This is a genomic window from Nocardia sp. bgisy134, from assembly GCF_057708325.1.
In genome coordinates, this window is the sequence record NZ_JBYIRW010000009.1 from 269,472 (window position 1) to 289,150 (window position 19,679).

17 protein-coding genes are annotated in these 19,679 nt (G+C 69.9%); 8 read left to right on the forward strand and 9 right to left on the reverse strand.

All coding sequences use genetic code 11. The features are described 5' to 3' along the window. Window positions 1–16: 16 nt before the first annotated feature. The 3 genes from AC3ERS_RS18310 to AC3ERS_RS18320 all read right to left on the reverse strand — a co-directional run bounded on the left by AC3ERS_RS18310 (window position 17) and on the right by AC3ERS_RS18320 (window position 2,348). Window positions 17–1,294, reverse strand: coding sequence for an RNA polymerase sigma factor (locus AC3ERS_RS18310; RefSeq protein WP_431969012.1), 1,278 nt, complete (start codon window positions 1,292–1,294; stop codon window positions 17–19). Window positions 1,295–1,309: 15 nt separating this feature from the next. Then, window positions 1,310–1,729, reverse strand: a complete 420-nt coding sequence (locus AC3ERS_RS18315; protein ID WP_431969014.1) for a YciI family protein — start codon at window positions 1,727–1,729, stop codon at window positions 1,310–1,312. Between the two features lie 268 nt (window positions 1,730–1,997). Beyond that, on the reverse strand, window positions 1,998–2,348 hold the full coding sequence (locus AC3ERS_RS18320; protein ID WP_431969016.1) for a hypothetical protein: 351 nt from the start codon (window positions 2,346–2,348) through the stop codon (window positions 1,998–2,000). Between the two features lie 169 nt (window positions 2,349–2,517). On the opposite strand from AC3ERS_RS18320, the gene AC3ERS_RS18325 reads away from it, so the two are divergent. The 7 genes from AC3ERS_RS18325 to AC3ERS_RS18355 all read left to right on the forward strand — a co-directional run bounded on the left by AC3ERS_RS18325 (window position 2,518) and on the right by AC3ERS_RS18355 (window position 10,329). Continuing rightward, window positions 2,518–3,864 (forward strand): cytochrome P450, encoded by a 1,347-nt coding sequence (locus tag AC3ERS_RS18325; protein ID WP_431969018.1) that lies wholly within the window; start codon window positions 2,518–2,520, stop codon window positions 3,862–3,864. Continuing rightward, window positions 3,861–4,769 carry an alpha/beta fold hydrolase gene (locus AC3ERS_RS18330; protein WP_431969020.1) on the forward strand — a complete coding sequence of 303 codons (909 nt, stop codon included), beginning with the start codon at window positions 3,861–3,863 and terminating at the stop codon, window positions 4,767–4,769. Before AC3ERS_RS18325 ends, AC3ERS_RS18330 begins: the two co-directional genes overlap by 4 nt. After that, window positions 4,753–5,610, forward strand: coding sequence for an SDR family NAD(P)-dependent oxidoreductase (locus tag AC3ERS_RS18335; RefSeq protein ID WP_431969022.1), 858 nt, complete (start codon window positions 4,753–4,755; stop codon window positions 5,608–5,610). The genes AC3ERS_RS18330 and AC3ERS_RS18335 overlap by 17 nt, the downstream gene beginning before the upstream one ends. Next, the gene (locus AC3ERS_RS18340) at window positions 5,607–7,100 is read left to right on the forward strand and encodes a flavin-containing monooxygenase (RefSeq protein WP_431969024.1); all 1,494 of its coding nucleotides are present in this window, start codon (window positions 5,607–5,609) and stop codon (window positions 7,098–7,100) included. The genes AC3ERS_RS18335 and AC3ERS_RS18340 overlap by 4 nt, the downstream gene beginning before the upstream one ends. A gap of 10 nt (window positions 7,101–7,110) precedes the next feature. After that, entirely contained in the window at window positions 7,111–7,746 is a 636-nt protein-coding gene (locus tag AC3ERS_RS18345) for a TetR/AcrR family transcriptional regulator (RefSeq protein WP_431969026.1), read from the forward strand. A gap of 180 nt (window positions 7,747–7,926) precedes the next feature. Next, window positions 7,927–9,261, forward strand: coding sequence for a lipase family protein (locus tag AC3ERS_RS18350; protein ID WP_431969028.1), 1,335 nt, complete (start codon window positions 7,927–7,929; stop codon window positions 9,259–9,261). Window positions 9,262–9,387: 126 nt separating this feature from the next. After that, window positions 9,388–10,329, forward strand: a complete 942-nt coding sequence (locus tag AC3ERS_RS18355; RefSeq protein ID WP_431969030.1) for an alpha/beta hydrolase — start codon at window positions 9,388–9,390, stop codon at window positions 10,327–10,329. A 186-nt stretch (window positions 10,330–10,515) separates the two neighbouring features. On the opposite strand, the gene AC3ERS_RS18360 is transcribed toward AC3ERS_RS18355, so the two are convergent. The 5 genes from AC3ERS_RS18360 to AC3ERS_RS18380 all read right to left on the reverse strand — a co-directional run bounded on the left by AC3ERS_RS18360 (window position 10,516) and on the right by AC3ERS_RS18380 (window position 17,685). Next, window positions 10,516–11,106 carry a QsdR family transcriptional regulator gene (locus tag AC3ERS_RS18360; RefSeq protein ID WP_431969032.1) on the reverse strand — a complete coding sequence of 197 codons (591 nt, stop codon included), beginning with the start codon at window positions 11,104–11,106 and terminating at the stop codon, window positions 10,516–10,518. A gap of 120 nt (window positions 11,107–11,226) precedes the next feature. Beyond that, complete coding sequence (locus AC3ERS_RS18365; RefSeq protein ID WP_431969034.1) at window positions 11,227–12,435, reverse strand: lipase family protein; 1,209 nt, start codon at window positions 12,433–12,435, stop codon at window positions 11,227–11,229. Window positions 12,436–12,641: 206 nt separating this feature from the next. Then, window positions 12,642–14,300, reverse strand: a complete 1,659-nt coding sequence (locus tag AC3ERS_RS18370; RefSeq protein WP_431969112.1) for a long-chain fatty acid--CoA ligase — start codon at window positions 14,298–14,300, stop codon at window positions 12,642–12,644. Between the two features lie 122 nt (window positions 14,301–14,422). Further along, a complete protein-coding gene (locus tag AC3ERS_RS18375) occupies window positions 14,423–16,120 on the reverse strand; it encodes an aldehyde dehydrogenase family protein (RefSeq protein WP_431969036.1) in 1,698 nt (565 codons plus the stop codon). Further along, window positions 16,117–17,685, reverse strand: coding sequence for a GMC family oxidoreductase (locus AC3ERS_RS18380; RefSeq protein ID WP_431969038.1), 1,569 nt, complete (start codon window positions 17,683–17,685; stop codon window positions 16,117–16,119). Before AC3ERS_RS18380 ends, AC3ERS_RS18375 begins: the two co-directional genes overlap by 4 nt. Before the next feature lie 178 nt (window positions 17,686–17,863). Here AC3ERS_RS18380 and AC3ERS_RS18385 point away from each other — a divergent pair, with 178 nt between their 5' ends. Next, window positions 17,864–19,057, forward strand: coding sequence for a PucR family transcriptional regulator (locus AC3ERS_RS18385; RefSeq protein WP_431969040.1), 1,194 nt, complete (start codon window positions 17,864–17,866; stop codon window positions 19,055–19,057). A 96-nt stretch (window positions 19,058–19,153) separates the two neighbouring features. Here AC3ERS_RS18385 and AC3ERS_RS18390 read toward each other — a convergent pair whose 3' ends face one another. Continuing rightward, a complete protein-coding gene (locus AC3ERS_RS18390) occupies window positions 19,154–19,666 on the reverse strand; it encodes a hypothetical protein (protein WP_431969042.1) in 513 nt (170 codons plus the stop codon). Window positions 19,667–19,679 lie beyond the last annotated feature (13 nt).

Here is a 19,679-nt window from a genome sequence, read left to right on the forward strand (position 1 = left end):
GCTCCGTGTCGGCGCGTCAGCCAAGGACGGCGAGTTTGCCTGTCAGCACCGATCTTTCGCGTTCGTTGGCGCACAGCCGCACGGCGAGTTCCAGCTCGGTGCGCGCCTCCGCCGTGCGACCGAGCCGGGTGAGCAGCTCGCCGCGCACGCTCGGCAGCAGGTGCGAATTCGACAGCGCCCCAGCGGCTACCAGATCGTCCACGATCGGCAGCGCCGCTGCGGGCCCGTGCGCCATGGAGACCGCGACCGCCCGGTTGAGGTCGATCACCGGGGAGGGCGCGAGCCTGCCGAGCGCCTCGTAGAGCAGCACGACGCGCTCCCAGTTCGTCTCCTCGACCGATGCCGCGACGGCATGGCATTCGGCGATCGCCGCCTGCAAGCCGTAGGCGCCGAGGCCACGACCGAGCCGCTCCGCGGCGGCGAGTGCGGCGCGGCCACGCCGAATCGCCGCGCGGTCCCACCGGCGGCGGTCCTGCTGCTCGAGCAGGACCGGCGTGCCGTCGGGCGCGGTGCGGGCCGGGAAGCGCGCCGCGGTCAGCTCGAGCAGCGCGAGCAGGCCGTTGGCCTCGGTTTCGTCCGGCACCAGGCGGGTGAGCACCCGCGCGAGGCGCTGCGCCTCGCTCGCCAGATCGAGCCGGATCAGATCGCTGCCGGAGCTGGCCGTCGACCCTTCGGTGAAGATCACGTAGACCACGTTCAGCACCGACCCGAGCCGGGCGCGCCGCTCCTCGGGCGAGGGCGCCGCGAACGGCACCCTGGCCGCCGCCAGGGTCTTCTTCGCCCTGGTGATCCTGGCCTGCACGGTGGCGGTCGGCACGAGGAACGCCTTGGCGATCTCGTCGCTGGTGAGACCGCCGACCACCCGCAGGGTGAGCGCGATCCGCGCTTCCCGCGAGAGCACCGGGTGGCAGGAGATGAACATCAACGCGAGCACGTCGTCGTCGATCTGGTCCGGGTCCCAGAGCACGTCCTCGGCCGGCTCGGCGGGCGCGCCCCCGGAGGCGGCGCCGCCCTCGCCCAGCTCGTGGGCGAGCGCGGCGTACCGCTCGTCGAGGGCGGAGCGCCTGCGGAACGCGTCGATCGCGCGGCGCTTGCCGACGGTGAGCAACCATCCGGCGGGATTGCGCGGCACGCCCTCGCGCGGCCAGGTCACCAGCGCCTCGGCCAGCGCCTCCTGGGCCAGGTCCTCGGCCAGCGCGAAGTCGCCGGTGTAGCGCGCGAGCGCGCCGACGATCCGCGCGGACTCGATCCGCCAGACGGCGGCGACGGCCTCACGGCCGGTGTGGTCGGCCATCGCCGGAGGGCCCGCTCAGAGCTGTCCGGTGGCTTCGCGCCACGCCCGCTCCTTCTGGATCCACTCGTTGTCCTGCGGGAACTCGTCGATCGTCGTGACCCTGCGGATCTCGGTCTTGAGCCCGGGGCCGGTCAACGGCGCCCGCTTGGCCCACTCGATGGCCTCTTCCTTCGAGGCCACGTTGAGGATGTAGAACCCGCCGAACAGCTCCTTGGTCTCGCCGTACGGGCCGTCGGTGACGACAGGCGTCTCGGAGGAGTGGTCGACGACCACACCCTCGGCGGCGTCGTCGAGGCCCTCCGCGGCCAGCAGCACACCGGCCCGGATCATCTCGTCGTTGAACCTGCCGATGGTCTCGAGCATCTTCTCGAAATCGACGTCGGCCATACCCGCCCAGGCCTCGTCGGTGGCGCGCATGATCAGCATGTACTTCATGGTCTGTCTCCCTGTGCTGTGCGGGTCCCGCTCGGACCCTCTCGCCCATAGGTCGAACGGGGATCGCGGCGGATCGACACCCGCGCCGAAGTTTTTTCCGCGATCGCGGGGCAGCATATGACGGTGTGTCCGCGGATGCGGGGCGGTTGGCCGTCGTCGGTCAGCCGCGCGTGGTCGCGGGCTGGGTCACCGACGCCGCACCGCCGGGTGCGGCGCCCACCCCGGTTCGCGGATTCGGGTGGTGATCGCGACAACGATGTCCGGCGCCTCAGTCGGCCTTCCAGCGCCCCGCGCCAAGGCGCCGCGCCCGCCAGGTGATCGTCGCCGACACCGTCCGCAACTCGCCTGACAGCAGGAACGCCTGCACGAGCCCCTCCACCTCGTCCAGCACCGCGCCGTCGGGCCCGCACACCAGGCAGTGGTACCAGCATCGGCCGCGGTGCAGGCCGCCCGCGCCCGGCCCGAGCAGGTCACGGTAGATCCGCGTCGCCAGCTCGGACAGCGCCGCCGCCGTCTGCGCGGGCGTGCCGGTGTTGCTGATCCGCCACCACTGCTCGTCCAACCGGCCCGGCAGCGAGATCTCGACCACGTAAGTCAGCTCCGAGCTCGGATCACCCATAGCAAGCAATGGTGCCCAGCGAAGACCGTCCTGTTCGTCAACGACGCGCCGTCCGGGACTCCGCCCTCGGTCAGCGCCACCTCGACGAATCGATGTGACCCTTGCCACACGTGGTACATGAGCGTACCGTGCGGGTGGTACGCCGAAGTACCACGCTGGGAGATGGCGCATGAGCACAGTGCAACTGCCCGAAGGACCATCCACGCCGCCGTTCGTCCAGAACGTCGCGATCCTCGCGGGCCGGACCCGCGCCTGGCGACACTGGCACCGAAAATACGGGTCCGCGTTCACGGTCCACGCACCACGATTCGGCCGGACCGTCGTGATCTCCGACCCCGCCGAGGTCAAAGCGCTGTTCACCGCGAGCAGCGACGTCGCGGACAACTTCGAGGTCAACCTCGGCCAATTCCTCGGTCCCGGTTCGCTGTTCGCGTTGCGCGGAGCCGAACATCGCAAACAGCGCAAGCTGCTCACCCCGCCCTTCCACGGCAGGCGGCTCGCGGTGTACGAATCGCTCGTCGAGGAGGAAACCGAACGCGAGCTGGCGACCTGGCCGTCGGGTGTCGAGTTCGCGACGATGGACTCGATGATGCGGATCACCCTGAACGTGATCCTGCGCGCGGTCTTCGGCGCCGAGGGCCGGGAGTTCGACGAACTGCGCGCCCTGCTGCCCCGGCTTGTCCTCGTCGCCTCCGCGCTGGCCGCCGTGCCAGTGCCGCGCGGATTCCTCGGCCGTTATGGCCCGTGGTCCCGCTTCGTCGCGCACCGCAAGAGCTACGACGAGATCGTCGGGCGACTCATCGCCCGCGCCGCCGCCGACCCCGCTCTCGGCGACCGCGACGACGTGCTGTCGATGATGCTGCAGGCCCGCTACGACGACGGCTCCGCGATGACCCACAGCGAGATCGCCGACGAACTGCTCACCCTGCTCACCGCCGGGCACGAGACCACCGCGACCACGCTGGCCTGGACCGTGGAGCGGTTGCGCAGGCATCCGGACGTGTTGCGGCGCTTGGTCGCCGAGGTCGACGCGGGCGGGTCGGAGCTGCGCGAGGCGACCCTGCTCGAGGTGCAGCGCGTTCGTCCCGTGGTCGACGCGACCGGGCGTCAGGTGCGCGCGGAGACGATGTCGTTGGGGCGCTGGACGCTCCCGAAGGGCCAGCGAGTGCTGGTGAGCATCCGCCTGATGCACGACAACGAGGAGCTCTTCCCGAGGGCGCGCACCTTCGACCCGGACCGGTTCGTCGGGGTGCGGCCCGGCACCTTCACCTGGATCCCGTTCGGCGGCGGTTCGCGCCGCTGCATCGGCGCGGCCTTCGCCACGATGGAGATGAACGTCGTGCTGCGCACGCTGCTCAGGGATTTCACGCTGGAGACGACCGACGCGCCGGACGAGCGCACGCACTTCCGCGGCGTGGCACTGGTTCCCGCCAAGAAGGGCCGCGCGGTCGTGCGCAGGCGAACGCCGCGCCCTTCCGTTTCCACCGACGCGCGGGCCGCCGAGGTGACGGCATGACCGAGGGCCTCCTCGACGTCGGGCGCGACATCCGCCTCACCTATCAGCGTCTCGGCGATCCGGACGGCACACCGGTGGTCCTGATCGCCGGACTCGGCCAGCAGATGCACTCCTGGCCGGACGGTCTGTGCCGTCTGCTCGTCGAACGCGGGCATTCGGTGCTCCGCTTCGACAACCGCGACGTCGGCGAGTCCACCCACTGCACGTTTCCGCCACCGAGTCCGCTCGGCTTCCTGCGCAGGCGGTGGCATCCCGCGCAGTACCGACTGGGCGACATGGCCGCCGACACCGTCGGCCTGCTCGACGCGCTCGACATGGATGCTGTGCACCTGGTCGGGGTGTCGATGGGCGGCATGATCGCGCAGACCGTCGCCGCACGCTATCCCGAGCGGGTAGCCTCGCTGACCTCCATCATGTCCACGACGGGTGCCCCGCGCGTCGGCCGCCCGGCGCTTTCGACGTGGCGGCGGATGTTCGGCAAACCGGCGCGCACCCGCGACGAGCACGTGGACGCCGCCGTCCGCATGTTCCGGCACATCGGGTCCGCGGGCTATCCGTTCGACGAGGCCGCGGTGCGCGCGGCGGCGGCGCTCGCATGGGATCGCGATCCGCGACCGGCGGCCGGAGTCGCCCGCCAGCTCGCGGGAATCCTGGCGTCCGGCGACCGAACTCGCGAACTGGGCGCGGTGACCGCGCCGACGCTGGTGCTGCACGGCGATCGCGACCGCATGGTGGCGCCGACCGGCGGCGCGGTCACCGCGCGTGCCATCGCGGGCGCCCGCCTGCACACGCTCACCGGCATGGGCCACGACCTGCCGGAGGGCGTCTGGCCGGCGCTCGCCGACCTCATCGACGACCACATCCGCACCGCAGCCACCAGGAGCACCGATGCCCCGAAACGCTAGGCCACTGTCCGGCCATCCGGCGATGATCACCGGCGCCGCCTCCGGCATCGGACGCGCACTCGCCCACCATCTCTCGCACCGCGGGTCCCCGGTCGCCATCGCCGACATCGACGCGGCGGGACTGAAGGAGACCGCCGCGTCGCTGCCCGGCCCCGTCCTCACCCGCGTGCTCGACGTCAGTGACGCGGCCGATCAGCGGGCCTTCGCCGACGAGGTCAGGGAGTGGCTCACCGCGCCCTTGGCCGCGGTGTTCAACAACGCGGGCGTCGCGGTGTCCTCGTCGGTGCTCGACGCGGACGCCGAGGACGACGAATGGTTGCGCCGGATCAACTTCGACGGCGTGGTCAACGGCACGCGCGCCTTCCTGCCGCTGCTCGTCGAGCAGGACAGCGGCGTGATCGTCAATACGTCGAGCGTCTTCGGATTGGTCGGGATGCCGAACCAAAGCGCCTACTGCGCGGCGAAATTCGCGGTCCGCGGCTTCACCGACGCACTGCGCCAGGAACTTCGGGGCACCGGGGTGTCGGCGGTGACAGTGCATCCGGGCGGCATCACCACGAACATCGCGCGAAACGCCAGGATGCGCAAGGATCCCGAGGGGCGCGGGCGCAGCAAAGAGCAGATGGCGGCCGAGTTCGAAGCGGTCACGCTGACCTCGCCCGAGAAGGCGGCCGACATCATCCGGCACGGTGTCGAACAGGGCAAGGCTCGGATCCTCGTCGGCCCGGACGCTTACCTCTTCGACGCGCTGGCGCGGGTGACGCCCACCCACTATTTCGCGGTGATCGCGCTGCTGGAACGAACGCTGCGCGCCAGGGGACGGAAGCAGGCGCGGACATGAACCACCATCTCGACGTGGTGATCGTCGGTGCGGGCCTGTCCGGCATCGGCGCGGCGCACCACCTGCAGACCGCGTTCCCCGGCCGCACGTATCTCGTACTCGAGGCGCGCGAGGCGATCGGCGGCACCTGGGACCTGTTCCGCTATCCGGGCGTGCGCTCGGATTCGGATATGCACACCCTCGGCTACCGATTCCGGCCGTGGACCGACGCCAAGGCCATCGCCGACGGCCCGGCGATTCTCGACTACGTGCGCGCGACGGCGACGGAAGCGCGCATCGACCGGCGAATCCGCTTCGGGCACAAGGTCGTCGACGCGTCCTGGGACAGCGGGACGGCGCGCTGGACGCTCACCGTCGAACACGACGGCGCCTCGATCACCATGACGTGCTCGTACCTGTACGTCTGCGGCGGCTACTACCGCTACGACCGCGGCTACACCCCCGAGTTCGACGGTATCGAGGACTTCCGCGGCCGGGTCGTTCACCCGCAGCACTGGCCTGACGATCTCGATCACGAAGGCAAGCGCGTCGTCGTGATCGGCAGCGGCGCCACGGCGGTGACACTGGTCCCCGCCATGGCGCGTACCGCTGCCCACGTGACGATGTTGCAGCGCTCCCCCACCTACATCATGTCCGTCCCTACTGTGGACACGGTGGCGACCCGGCTGCGTACGCTGCTCGGTAACCGGCGCGCCTACACGATCACCCGGTGGAAGAACGTGGTCATCGGCACGCTCATCTATCAGCTCAGCCAGCGGCGGCCCGCGATGATGCGCAAATTCATTCGCACGCAGACCGTCAAACAGCTGCCCGAGGGCTACGAGGTGGACGTCCACTTCAACCCGACCTACGGTCCCTGGGATCAGCGGCTGTGCCTGGTGCCCGATGCCGACCTGTTCCAGGCGATCGGCGACGGCAGCGCGTCGATCGTCACCGACCGGGTCGACCGGTTCACCGAGCGCGGGGTGCTGCTGGCCTCCGGCACGGAAATCGAGGCCGACGTCGTGGTGACCGCGACGGGTCTGCAATTGCTCGCCCTCGGCGGCATTCGCCTCACCGTCGACGGGCGGGAGATTCCGCTGCCGCAGACCATGGCCTACAAGGGCATGATGCTCGGCGGAGTGCCGAATTTCGCGTTCACCATCGGCTACACGAACGCGTCGTGGACGTTGAAGGCCGATCTCGTCGCCGAGTACGTCTGCCGGCTGTTGCGGCACATGGACATGCACGGGTATGACCACTGCGTGCCCGTGCCCGACCCGGCGATGGACGCCAGACCGCTGCTGGATTTCCAGGCCGGCTACGTCCTGCGTTCGCTGGACCGGTTCCCGAAGGCGGGATCGCGGGCGCCGTGGCGGCTCGGCATGAACTACGCCCAGGACGTGCTCACCCTGCGTCACGGCCGGATCGCGGACGGCACCATCCGGTTCGGGCGAGCGACGCCGCGCAGCGTCGACTCCGAGATGCTGGCGGGACCCGCTGGTCACTAACCTGGTCGATGTGACCCGTGCCGAGCCCGTCCCCACGACCGCCGCCGAGCATGCGCCGGAATCCGGATTCCGGCGCAGGCTGCTCGACGCGATGGCGGACGCGGTGCGCGAGCGCGGCTACCGCGACGCCACGGTGGCCGACGTGGTCCGGGCCGCGCGCACCTCGCGGCGGACCTTCTACGAGCACTTCGCCAGCAAGCAGGACTGCTTCATCGCGCTGCTGACCGAGCGGAACAACCAGACCATCCGGCAGATCTACGACGCCGTCGATCCGGAGGCGCCGTGGCGGACACAGGTCCGCCAGGCCATCGAGGCGTGGCTGAGCGCGTCGAAGACCGACCGGACGATCACCCTCGCCTGGATTCGCGACACCCCCGCGCTCGGCGAGAACGCGCGGCAACTGCACCGCGACGCCGCCGACGCGTTCATCGCGTTGATCCAGAACCTCACCGCGACACCGGAATTCGGGGCGGGTGGTGTCCATCCCGCGACGCGGAAGACGGCCACCATCCTGTACGGCGGCTTCCGCGAGCTCATCGCCTCCACCGTGGAGGACGGCGAAGACATCGCCGATATCGCCGAGGTGGCCGTGGAGACCGCCATCGCACTGCTGGGCCCGCGCTACGAACCCGAGGGCCGCGACTAGCACCTGCCGCCGCTCGACGCCGTCCACCTCCACGGCGTGTGCTGCGCCTCTGTGCACATGCACAAGTGCCACGGCAGCAGAGCTGTCGGTCTGGCGGTAGGCAGCCGCCGATATCTCGCGTGGAATGGTCGTCGATGGCGGCCGTGACCCAGACGGCCGGTCGAACGAACGGACGCTTCGATGAGGAAGAGCCTGCTGCGGCAGTTGGTCGCGGTGTATTCGTCGGTGTGCTTGACGACGCTCGGCGCGGGTGTCGTCGCGGCGGAACCAGTGTTTCCGCCCGCGTTTCCGCCGGATCAGAATCAATTGCCGCGACTGCCGTCGGAACCGCAGTTGTACGACCTGCTGCCGATTCTGCCGCCGGACCGCGACCCGTGGTACAACGATCCGCCGGACCTGGCCGACTACCAGCCGGGCCAGATCGTGCGCACCAGGGAGGTGCAGACCCGGCTGCTCGGCATTCCTTTTCCGGTCTACACCAAGCAGATCCTGTTCCGCACCAACGACGTCCACGACAACGCGATCGTCACCGCGACGAGCGTGCTCGTCCCCGGCATTCCCTGGCAGGGCAGCCCGCGCCCGGTGCTGTCGTTCCAGGAGGCGATCGATGCCAGCGATTCGGCGTGCAATCCCTCCTACACGTTGCAGGTCGGAACGATGAAAGAGGCCGCGCTGGCCCAGTTCTGGCTCGCGCAGGGCTTCGCGCTGAACGTGCCCGACTTCGACGGCAAGTTCAACACGTTCAACACCTACGACGAGGGCAAGATGGTCCTCGACAGCCTGCGCGCGCTGAAGAACGACCCGGCGCTCGGACTCGCCGATTCCGGCATCGCGCTGTACGGGTACTCCGGCGGCGGCTCCGGATCGCTGCGCGCCGCCGAGCTGCGCGCCGGTTACGCCCCCGACGTGCGGTTGCTCGGCACCACGATCGGCGGGACGCCGGGCAACCTGATCGAGCTGGCCCGGTACGCCACGGCCAGGCAGCCGGGGTTGACCGGAACCAGCAGTTTCACGATGTGGCTCGGCCTCGCCTCGTTCGCCAAGGAGTACCCGGAGGTGTTCCGGGTCGACGAACTGCTCACCCCGGAGGGGCAGGCGATCGTCGCCGATCTCCAGAACCGCTGCGTGTACACCGCCGCGCTCACCGGCGTGTACCGGCCGGTCAGCGAGTACTACCAGCCGGGCAAATCGCTGGAGACCTCGCCGGAGATCCTGCGCGTGCTCGCCGAGAACAGCCTCGGCAAGCACATTCCCGACACGCCGATCCTCTGGTGGCACGGCATGTGGGACGAGCTGATCCCGCCCTCGACCGTGTTGCCGACCGTCGAATCCTATTGGGAGCGCGGCGCGGATCTGCGCTTCTACACGGTGCCGGTGCCCGAGCACATCACCAACGCGGTGACCGGCTGGATTCCGGCGGTCGCCTGGACCAACGCGATCCTGCGGGGACTGCCGCCGGGGCCGAGGTTCAACGCGGCCTTCCAACCGCTGCCGCCAGGGTTTCCCGGTAGCTGAGGTCCTCCCCTGAGCGCCACAGGAATTCGTGTCTGGTGAGTGTTCACAGTTTCACGAACACTGCTATTCGCAGAACCGGTAGTCGACTACCTTCCCCTGCGACGGCTCGCACCGAAAGGATCTCCCGTGTCCGGACCGATCAGAATCGCCCTGGCGATCGTCACCGTATTGGCCGGTGTCGCACTCACTTTCGTCCCCAGCACCACCGCGACGGCGGCGGGCATCGTGCGCTGGGAGGCGCGGGTGAGCGACCGCATCCTCGACATCGGCATCTCCTCACCCAACCTGGAAGGCCCCGACTGGTCGGTCAAGGTCGTCCGCCTACTGCTGCCGCCCGGCTGGTCCAAGGACGCGAACCGCACCTGGCCGACGGTGTGGGTGCTGCACGGCGGCTTCGACGACCACAAGTCCTGGACGGACAAGGGCGATCTCGAAGCGCTCACCGCGGGTAAGGACGCCCTCTTCGTATTGCCCGAAACCAGCTGGTGCAGCGCCTATTCCGATTGGTACAACAACGGCTCCTTCGGCGCGCCCGCCTGGGAGAAGTACCTCCTCGAAGACGTGCGCACCATCCTGGAGACCGGCTACAAGGCCAACACCACGCGCGCCGTGGCGGGCAACTCCATGGGCGGGCTCGGGGCCATGAAGTTCGCGGCCGAATACCAGGGCTGGTTCCGCTCCGCGGCCGCCTTCAGCGGCAACGTCGACCCGTTGCACGCCTCCGGCGCCCCCGGTGATCCGGACAAGCCGGGCCAAGGCTGCGGCGCCGACTGGAAGCGCGTCTGGGGCGACTACACCATCCCGGCCCAGCGCGCGATCTGGGAACAGAACAATCCCTACAGCCAGGCCGCGCGGCTCACCGGCAAGCCCCTGTTCGTCTCCTACGGAAAGAACGACGCCGTCGAATCGGCGGTCTACGAACAGAATTACCGTTTCGTCGACCGGCTGCAACAGCTCGGCGCCACCGTCGACGAGCGATACGTCCCCGGCCACGGCCACAACTGGGACGCGTGGCGGGCGCAGATGCAGAACGCGCTGCCGATGCTGCTGTCCTCGGTAGGCGCCTGACCCGCGCCGCCGCCGGGCGACCGGGTCATGCCGGGCCGCGCCGCCGCACGGCGTCGTGACCCTGGAATGTTCGGATCTGGCACTCGGAAATGATTACCCGCCAACGGAATACAACGGCCCTGACGACCCGCCGGGGCCGTTGCCGAGCCCGGAACTCCAGCGAAACATGCGGCCCCACGCGGCGACTCACTCCGTACGGAGCACCCCTTCGACCAGGGCGGTGACCAAGGTCGACGCCTTGGCGATGTTCGACTGCCGACCCGCCAAAAGGTCGGCGTACAACACGGATTCACCGAGCCGGACCACCGCGAACGCGAGCGTGCCCAGATCCACCGAGGGCCGCAGACCACCTTCGCGGACGTCGTGCTTCAGCAAATCCGTGATGGCGGTGATCATCCGGGGTTGCACCGCGCCCTCCGGATCGGTCAACGCCCGGATGGCCGCGATCGGCTCGTCGTCGAGGAGCTTCTGAAAACCGGTGTCGCGCCCGGTCCGCGCGCAGTGATCGGTCACGATCCACATGCTGCGCAGCGCTCCGCTCTCGCTGCGCACAGCGTCGCCGTTCACGTGTCGCCAGCGGCCGATGGAGGATTCGAGGCTGCGCTCGTTCAGCCACCACAGCGCCTCGCTCAACAGCTGATCGCGGTTGCCGACGCGCCGGAACAACGTCACCCGCGAGATGTGCAGTTCGGCCGCGAGCACACCGAGATCGAGTCGCTTGCCCTCCTCGATCTCGGTTGCCGCGTACCGAATGATGTCGTCGCGTCCCACCGGCATAGCTCCCTACCGTAAGCGCATCGCACCCGCGCGATGGAATCCGCATGCCACCCGCGTCCGCCTCGGGTGAGCCGGGGTGCCACGAGGCGCGTCACACACTCCGGCGCTCGCGCGGGCCGGTCAGCAATTGCTTTGGGCGGGGCGGCCTTCCAGTCGATCGGCGAGCCAGTCCATCGCGGGTCCGCCGCCCGTGACGGCGGCAGGTCCGTGCCCGGCCAGCGGATAGGTGTGCCACTCGACGGAGGCGCCGAGCGCGCACCAGTCCGACCGGAGCTGCTCGCCGAGCCCGTAGGGCACGACCTCGTCGGTGGTGCCGTGGTAGAGGTACACCGGGGCGGCGGGCGACCGAGTCCCGAGGCGGTCCTCCCCGAGGCGCCGCTGCCATTCCGGCGAGTCGATCGGATTGCGGGCGAGGAGATCCTCGAGCGTCCTCCCCCTGCTGGCGACGACGTTCTCCAGCACGCAGCCGCCGCGCAGCTTCTGGACGAGCGTGCGCCCATCCCCCGTCAGGTACGAATCCAGCTTCAGCTCGGGATAGGCGGCGTCGTGGCCGATGGCGATCATCATCGAGAGCCCGACATTGCGTGCTTCCTGCCCTTTCCCGTCGGAGGCGCCCTGCAGGACGTCCGCGGGCACCCCACCGCTGGCGATGCCTTCGACCTGGAGTTCGGGCGCGTAGTCGCGGGCCAGCTCACCGGCCCACGCGCTGGCGTGACCACCTTGGGAGTAGCCCATGATGCCCACCGGCGAGCTGGTCGTGACGCCCTCGCGCTGCGCCTCGGGCAGCCGCTGCGCGGCGCGGGCGGCGTCCAGCACTGCGTTACCCTCGGCGCGGCCGACGAGATAGGTGTGGTCGCCGGGCGTGCCGAGCCCCGGATAGTCGGTGATGACCACGGCCCAGCCGTGTTCGAGCGCTCTGGCGATCGAGGGCGCCTCGACGGCGGTGCCCGTGGTGAGGGTGGCCGACGGCGCGCACTGGTCACCCATTCCGACGGTGCCCACCGCGTAAGTCACCAGCGGGCGCGTTCCGGTCCGGCCGTCCTCCGGCACGATGACGGTGCCGGAGACGACGTCCGGCCGGCCGGTGGCGTCGGTCGAGTGATAGAAGATCTTCCACGCTCTGGTCGGGGTGGGAAGAACCGGCAGCACGCGGAAGGTGTACGGCTCGACGCCTGCCAAGTCCCCCGGACGCCCACCGGCGATGTCGGCGCCATCCTGCCCCGCCGACGGGCCCGCACCGGTGACATGTGCGAGAGCGCCGACCAACGCGACAACTGCCAGCACGGCGAATCTATTGCGGTGGTAGAGCTTTCGCCCGCTTCGTTTCATGGTTCTCCTCGAGATCACGGCTCGCGCCGATGGCGGGCGTCGCGCGGACGGATGTGGCGCCGATCCGTCCGACGCGAGGCGCCCGGACTCTCGTCATGAAACACCTAAGCGATCTGTTTCACAAGACTTGTACACCTCAGAAGGCAGGCGTACAGACCCACGCCGCCGACGACCGACTGGTTCCGGCGGCGCGGGCGCTCGCAGCGCTAGTTCGCTTGCGCGAGACCAGGATTCGAGACCGCGATGTCGAGTTCGTCGGCCGCGTAGCGGGCGCGAAGGACCTTCTTGTCGAACTTGCCGACGCTGGTCTTGGGCACCTCGGGCAGGAATGTCCAGCGTTCCGGCACTTGCCATTTCGCCACCTTGCCGGTCAGGAACTCGCGCAACGCGCCCGCGTCGGCCTCGGCGCCGGAGCGCAACGTGGCGGCGACGACGGGGCGCTCGTCCCACTTCTCGTCGGGCACCCCGAACACCGCGGCCTCGACGACATCGGGGTGCGCCATGATCGCGTTCTCGAGTTCGACCGACGAGATCCATTCGCCGCCGGACTTGATGATGTCCTTGGCTCGATCGACCAGGGTCAGGTAGCCGTCGGCGGTGATGGTGCCGACGTCGCCGGTGCGCAGCCAGCCGTCGCGGAACGCGTCGGAGCCGACCGTGCCCGCGTCCGGCGAGTAGTAGGAGGCGGTGATCCACGGCCCGCGAACCTCCAACTCGCCCACCGCTTTTCCATCATGCGGCAGCTCCGTGCCGTCGTCGCCGACGAGCCGGGCTTGCACCGGAGCGGGGAAGCGGCCCTGGGTGACTCGGTACGCGTAGGCCGCCTCGCCTTCGGCGCCGGGCGGCGGCCACGCGACGGAGCCCAGCGGCGAGGTTTCGGTCATGCCCCACGCCTGGATGATGCGCACGCCGTGGCGCTCCTCGAAGGCCCGCATCAGCTGCGGCGGCACGGCCGAGCCGCCGACCACGACCGCCCGCAGATGGCCGAGGTCCTGCGGGGCGGCGTCGACCGCGGCGAGCACGCCGTTCCACACGGTCGGCACGGCGGCGGCGAAATCGGGGCGCTCGGCCGCCATGAGCTCGAGCAGCGGCGACGGCTGCAGGAATCGATCGGGCATCACCAGCGAGGCGCCTGCCATCAGCGCCGCGTAGGGCAGGCCCCAGGCGTTGGCGTGGAACATGGGCACGATCGCCAGCACCCGATCCCCCGCCCGGATGCCCATGCCGTCGGCGGTGCAGGCGTGCATGGAGTGCAAAAAGTTCGACCGGTGCGAATAGACGACGCCCTTCGGGTCGCCGGTGGTGCCGGAGGTGTAGCACATCGCGGCGGCGGACCGCTCGTCGAGCACGGGGAAGTCGAACGTGGCCGGATACGCGGCGAGCAGCGTGTCGAGTTCGTGCACCGCGACACCCTCGGGTGCGGGCAGGGCCGACGCGTCACCGTTGGCGACGATGACGTGGCGGACGGTACGCAGCCGCGGCAGCACCTGCGCGAAGGCGGGCGCGAGCGATCCGTCGACGATCACCACCTGGTCGGCCGCGTGGTCGGCCACGTAGGTGATCTGGTCGGGAAAGAGCCGGATGTTGAGGGTGTGCAGCACCGCGCCCATGGCGGGCACGGCGCAGTAGGCGACGAGGTGTTCGTTGTTGTTCCACATGAACGTGCCCACCCGGTCGCCGCGGCCGATGCCGAGCGCGGTGAGCGCGTTGGCGAGCTGGGCCGCCCGCTCGCCGAGCTCGTGGTAGGTCATGACGCGCGAGTCGCTGCCGGTCCAGGTGCGCACGGTGGCGTCGGCGTGCACGGTGGTCGCGTAGCGCAGCAACGTCGCCAAGGAGAGCGGTTCGTCCTGCATGGTGCTCAGCATCGGCAGGTCGTAATCGTGATAGGTCATCGGGGTTCTGGTCTTTCTCGGAGAATGCCCGGCAGGCTGGAGCGGCGGTGAGCCCGGGCCGAGGGCGTCGCCTCGGCCCGGGCTCACCTGTGTGCTCAGCCGCGTAGTGCGGAAGCGAAGATCGACGGCAGGGCTGCGACGCGGGGGTTCTTCGCGAAATCGGTCAAGCGCCGCAGGGTCGTGGCGCCGGTGCGGTTGGTGACGAACCACGGCGGCTTCGGCGAGAGACTGAATTCGCCGTGCAGCAGCGACCGCGGCGCGGGACGGAACGGGCCGCGGACCACCGTGCGCTCCGGTTCGGCGATCAGCAGCGCGTTGTGCACGACGCCGATGCCGCTCTGGATGTCGGCGAGGGTGTGCCCGGGGAAGGCGCCCCACGACGCGCGAGCGGTGAGATAGCCGAGGCCGGTCCAGGCGTTGACGGCGATGGTGCCGTAGCGCAGGTCGGTCACGGCCTTGTCGAATCGCTCGCCCAACCGCTTGATGCTGGCGGGGTGGGCGATGATGTTCGCGCCGAGCGTGCCCTCGAACTCGTCGTTGCACACCTGAACCGCCCGCGCCAGGAATGCGGCCGGGTCGCCGGGCAGTTCGATCACGCCGAGCACCGGCGCGAAGTATTCGGTGTGCAGCGCGGGCTCGCCGCGATCCGGCGCCAGGCCCTCGATGAGCGTGCGCGCGCCGATCGCCTCTGCCTGCGGGTAGGTCCGGCGCGCGGCCGCGACCCGGTCGGCCGATCCCGGGTAGTAGTCGGGCCGCTGCGGCGCCCGGTCGATCGCCGCGCGCAGTTCGTCGAGGAACCGCTCCTTCTGCGGCCAGTCCGCGGAGATCACCGCGACCTGCGCGGCGACGCAGTTGTACCCGTTGTTGTGCAGCCGCTGCGTGGCCAAGTGCTCGGCCTGGAAACGCAGGTCCGCGTTCGACCAGCGACCCGGCACCACGATCGTGGGCGAGACGCCGCCGAGCTCGCTGGTGATCGGCTTGTTCAGTGCGGGCGTGCCCGCCGCCTTGTTCCGTTCGCCCTCGGCCCCGGTGCCGAACACGATGGCGTCGTGGGTGAGCGAGCTGCCGGTCATGTGGACCGCGTTCACATCGGGGTGGTGCACCAGCGCCGAGCCCACGTCGGCGCCGCCGGTGATCACCCGGACGAAACCGCGCTCGATCGCCGGAGCGAAGATCTTCTCCAGCACCGGCAGCAGCGGATCGGTGATCGGGTTGAGCTTCAGCGCCACCACCCGGTTGTCCGCGTAGAGCTGGTACAGCACGTCCAGCGGGGCGATCGAGAAGATGTTGCCCGCCCCGAGCACGACGCCGATACCGCCGGTGTCGGCGGGAGTGCGCTGGCCGAGACCTGCACGGGCGCGCACTGTTGCCGAGTCGACGCCGGGCCGCGACCAGACCTCGGCGCTGAAGCCGTTGAGCAGCAGGGCATCGAAGATGCCGTGCGGGAACACGTCGACGGCGGTGCGGCCGCCGGGCGCCGGACGCATCGGGTAGCCGTCGACCGGGCTGCGCCCTTCCTCCAGCGCCAGCAGCGATTCCGCGAGCCCCGCGGCCCCGGTGAGCAAGGAGTACGGGCCGCTGACCCACTCCTCACCCAGCAGGGGCGAGTCCAGGGGCAGTTTCTTGATGCGGGCGGCGGTCTCGACCCACTCCTGCGCGTGCCGTGCGGTATTGGCGTGAATCTGGTCCAGCAGTTGCCTGCGGGCGGACAGCGCGGTGCGCGCCCACTCGATCTCACCGCGTCGTAGCGCGGAGACGGCGGCCTCGACGGTCGCGGTCACAGTGGTGGTCACGGCTGGTTTCCTTCCGAATCGGCGTCCTCGAGGAGCATGGCGGCGGCCTTCTCGCCGATCATGATCGTGGGCGCGTTGGTGTTGCCACGGACGACCGACGGCATGACCGAGGCGTCGGCCACGCGAAGGCCGCGCAGTCCGAACACGCGCAAGCGCGGGTCGACGACGGCGCCGATGGCGCAGGTCGAGGTGGGGTGATAGAGCGTCTGCGCGGTGCGGGCCGCGAAATCGAGCAGCTCGGCGTCGGAATCACCAGCGGGAGTGAGGAATTCGCCGGTGGTGAGCTCCCGGAGCGCGGGCTGGTCGGCGATCTCGAGCGCGCTGCGCAGACCGGCGAGGATGCTCTGCCGGTCGGCTTCGGTGCCGAGGTAGTTGTGGCGGATACGCGGCGCCGTACCCGGGGCCGCGGAACGCAGGGTGAGTTCGCCGCGACTGGTCGGGTTGACCAGGCAAGGACCGAACGCGTACCCGTGCTCGGTCGCCGCGCCCATGCCTTCGCCGTGGAAGAGCACCGGCGCCATGTGGAACTGGATGTCCGGACCGGCGAGACCGGCGCGGGTCTCGATGAAGCCGCCCGCCTCACCGACATTGGAGGTCAGCGGCCCGCGGCCCGCTTCCTGCAACAGACCGAGGTTCTCCGGGGTGAGCGCGGTCATCAGCGACTCGCGATCGGTGCGGTAGTTGAGGAACACCGACAGGTGGTCCTGCATGTTCTGGCCGACCGGCAGATCGCGGACCGTCTCGATGCCGAAGGCCGCCAGCTGTTCGGCCGGGCCGACGCCCGAGAGCAGCAGCAACTGCGCCGATCCGTAGGCGCCCGCGGCCAGCACCACCTCGCGCCGAGCGCGAATCTCTTCCGTGCTCCCGTTCCGGCCGATGACCACGCCGGTCGCGCGACCGTTCTCGAACACCACCCGGTGCGCGAGCGCGTCGGTGATCACGGTCAGGTTGGGGCGCGACGCGGCCGGGTGCAGATAGCCGACGGCGGCGCTGCACCGCATGCCGTTGCGCTGGGTCAGCTGGTAGCGGCCGACGCCGAGCTGCGTGGCGCCGTTGAAGTCGTCGTTGCGCGGGTGGCCCGCCTGTTCGGCGGCGAGCAGGAACGCCTCGCCCAGCGGATGCTGCGATCGGCTCTCGCTCACCGCCAACGGTCCGCCCGCGCCGTGGTAGGCGTCCTTCCCGCGTTCGTTGTCCTCGGCCTTCAGGAAGTACGGGAGGACCTCGTCGTAGCTCCATCCGTCGGCGCCGCCCGCGGCCCAGCCGTCGTAGTCGGCGCGCGCCCCGCGGATGTAGATCATCGCGTTCATCGAACTCGACCCGCCGAGCACGCGCCCGCGCGGCAGGTAGGCGCGACGGAAGGACAGACCGGGTTCGGGCTCGGTGTCGTAATCCCAGTCGAGCGGGCTCTTGAACAGCGCGGGGAAGGCGACCGGCAAGTGGATCTCGTCGGCGGTATCCTGCGGACCGGCCTCGATCACGGCCACCTGGACCCGCGGGTCCTCGGACAATCGACTGGCCAGCACGGATCCGGCGGATCCAGCGCCCACGACGACGTAGTCGTACACGGTCGGCACCTCTCTCGAAAGCATCCTCGAATCGGGGTGCTATGACCCCGGTCACTGTCGCAGTCGATAGTGCGGGCCAGGGGCTGCCGCCCACCATGTGCGCGAGTTTGCCGATCCCCGGACCCCGACTGTGCGCCAGCACAGTCACAATCCAGAGCGAATGCCTACCATCGAACCCATGACCGCGCTGATCGAGCCGCCCACGAACGATTCCGCCGCCGTGGCCCGCACCCTGCTCGCCGAGGTCGACGATCTCACCGCGGAGCTCGTCGGCCGCATTCGCACCGGCGATCACGCGTACGCGGAATCGACCGCGCTCACCGACGCCGAACTCGGGCTCGTCGTGCGCGACAACCTCGTCTCGGTGCTCGGCCAGCTCTCCGGGAATCTCGGGCGCAGGCTACAGCCCGCCACCGTCGTCGGTCGCGTCAAAGCCGAGCTCGGCGTGCCGCTGGCCGCGGTGCTGCACGCGTACCGCCTGGCCGGACGACTGCTGTGGGAACGCGCGCTCAGCGCGTCGACCGGCACGAACCTCGACGTATTGCCCCAGCTCGGTTCGGAGATGTGGCGGATCATCGACGACTACTCGGGTGCGGCCGCCGAGGCGTACGGCGACTACCTGACCGAGCGCGTCCGGCGCGACGACTCCGAGCGCCGCGCGCTGTTGCGCAGACTGCTCGACGGTGATTCCAACGATCCGACCCAGCGCGACATCGCCCGCGCCCTGCACTTGCCCCCGCTGGGCAGCTTCCTCGTCGTGTACGCCGAGGCCGAGCCCGAGGCGCTGGCGCCGCTGCTCGGCATCGAGGACCGGCTCCGCGCCGAATTCATCGAATCGATCTGGATCACCGAGGCGGGCGCGCGCATCGGCCTGCTCAACCTGGCCACCGCACGCGTGCACGACCGGGTGGTCGACCGGCTCAGGGACCACGCCACCGGCCGCATCGGCGTGAGCCGCACGTTCACGACCGCGGGGCACGCCAGCACCGCGCTGCGCGAGGCCGAGCTGGCGGGCCGCTGCGCACCGCCCGGCGCCGCCACGGTCACCGTCTACGGCAACACGCCCATTCCGCTCGTGCTCGCGCACGCTCCGTCCGCCTCACATCACCTGGCCGACGACGTGCTCGGGCCCGTCCTCGACCTGCCCGCCGAGGAACGCGACACCCTCCTCGACACGCTCGCTCTGTGGTTCGAATGCGGTGGCTCCAATACCGAAGTGGCGCAACGCCTGCACTACCATCGCAACACCATCCACTACCGGCTGCGCCGCATCGAAACCCTCACCGACCGCCGCTGCTCCGATCCGAAGGCGGCCGCCGAGCTGTACATCGCGCTGACGGCCGTGCGGCTCATCGGACTGGACCGATCCTGAATTCACAGCGCCGCCGGACCCGCGCGCTCGCCGGGCCCCCGGAGCACAGAGCCGTCATAGGCGGCGAGGATGCAGCCGATCGGTGGATGTGGCGTGTCAGGCAGACGGCGCCTGCGGGAGCAGCGGCGAGAGGTGGGGCCACCACGTCGGATGGTCACCCACCAGATCACGCAGCGCCGGACTGCTTCGCAGCGTAGCGCGGCAGTAGTGGTCCCAAGGCTCGGCGCTGTTGCTGTTGGGGATCTGGTTGTGCGTGTGTATGCCGCTGGTCATGACATCGGCCAGCAGTTCGGCGATGGTGAGGATTTCGTCGCGCTGTTCTCGCTGCTCGGGCAGTGGTTTGTTGCCGTAGAAGTATCGACGCGAGCCGGGTCGTTCGAGCATCAGCAGGTGCACCTCGCGCAGCGCGCTCAGCACCGCGTTGTTCGCGGCGACCGCGGCCGTCGCGTTGCTGATCTCGGTCTGCCCGGCCACCGCGCGAGTCTGCTCGGCGACGGTGCGAGTCTGCTTGGCCAGGTAGACGGCCGATACTGTGGACACGATCAACGCGAGTGTCGCGACGAAAGCGGCCGCGAAAGCAGCCACCGCTTCGGCCGATATCTCCCCCATGACATTCCCCCTG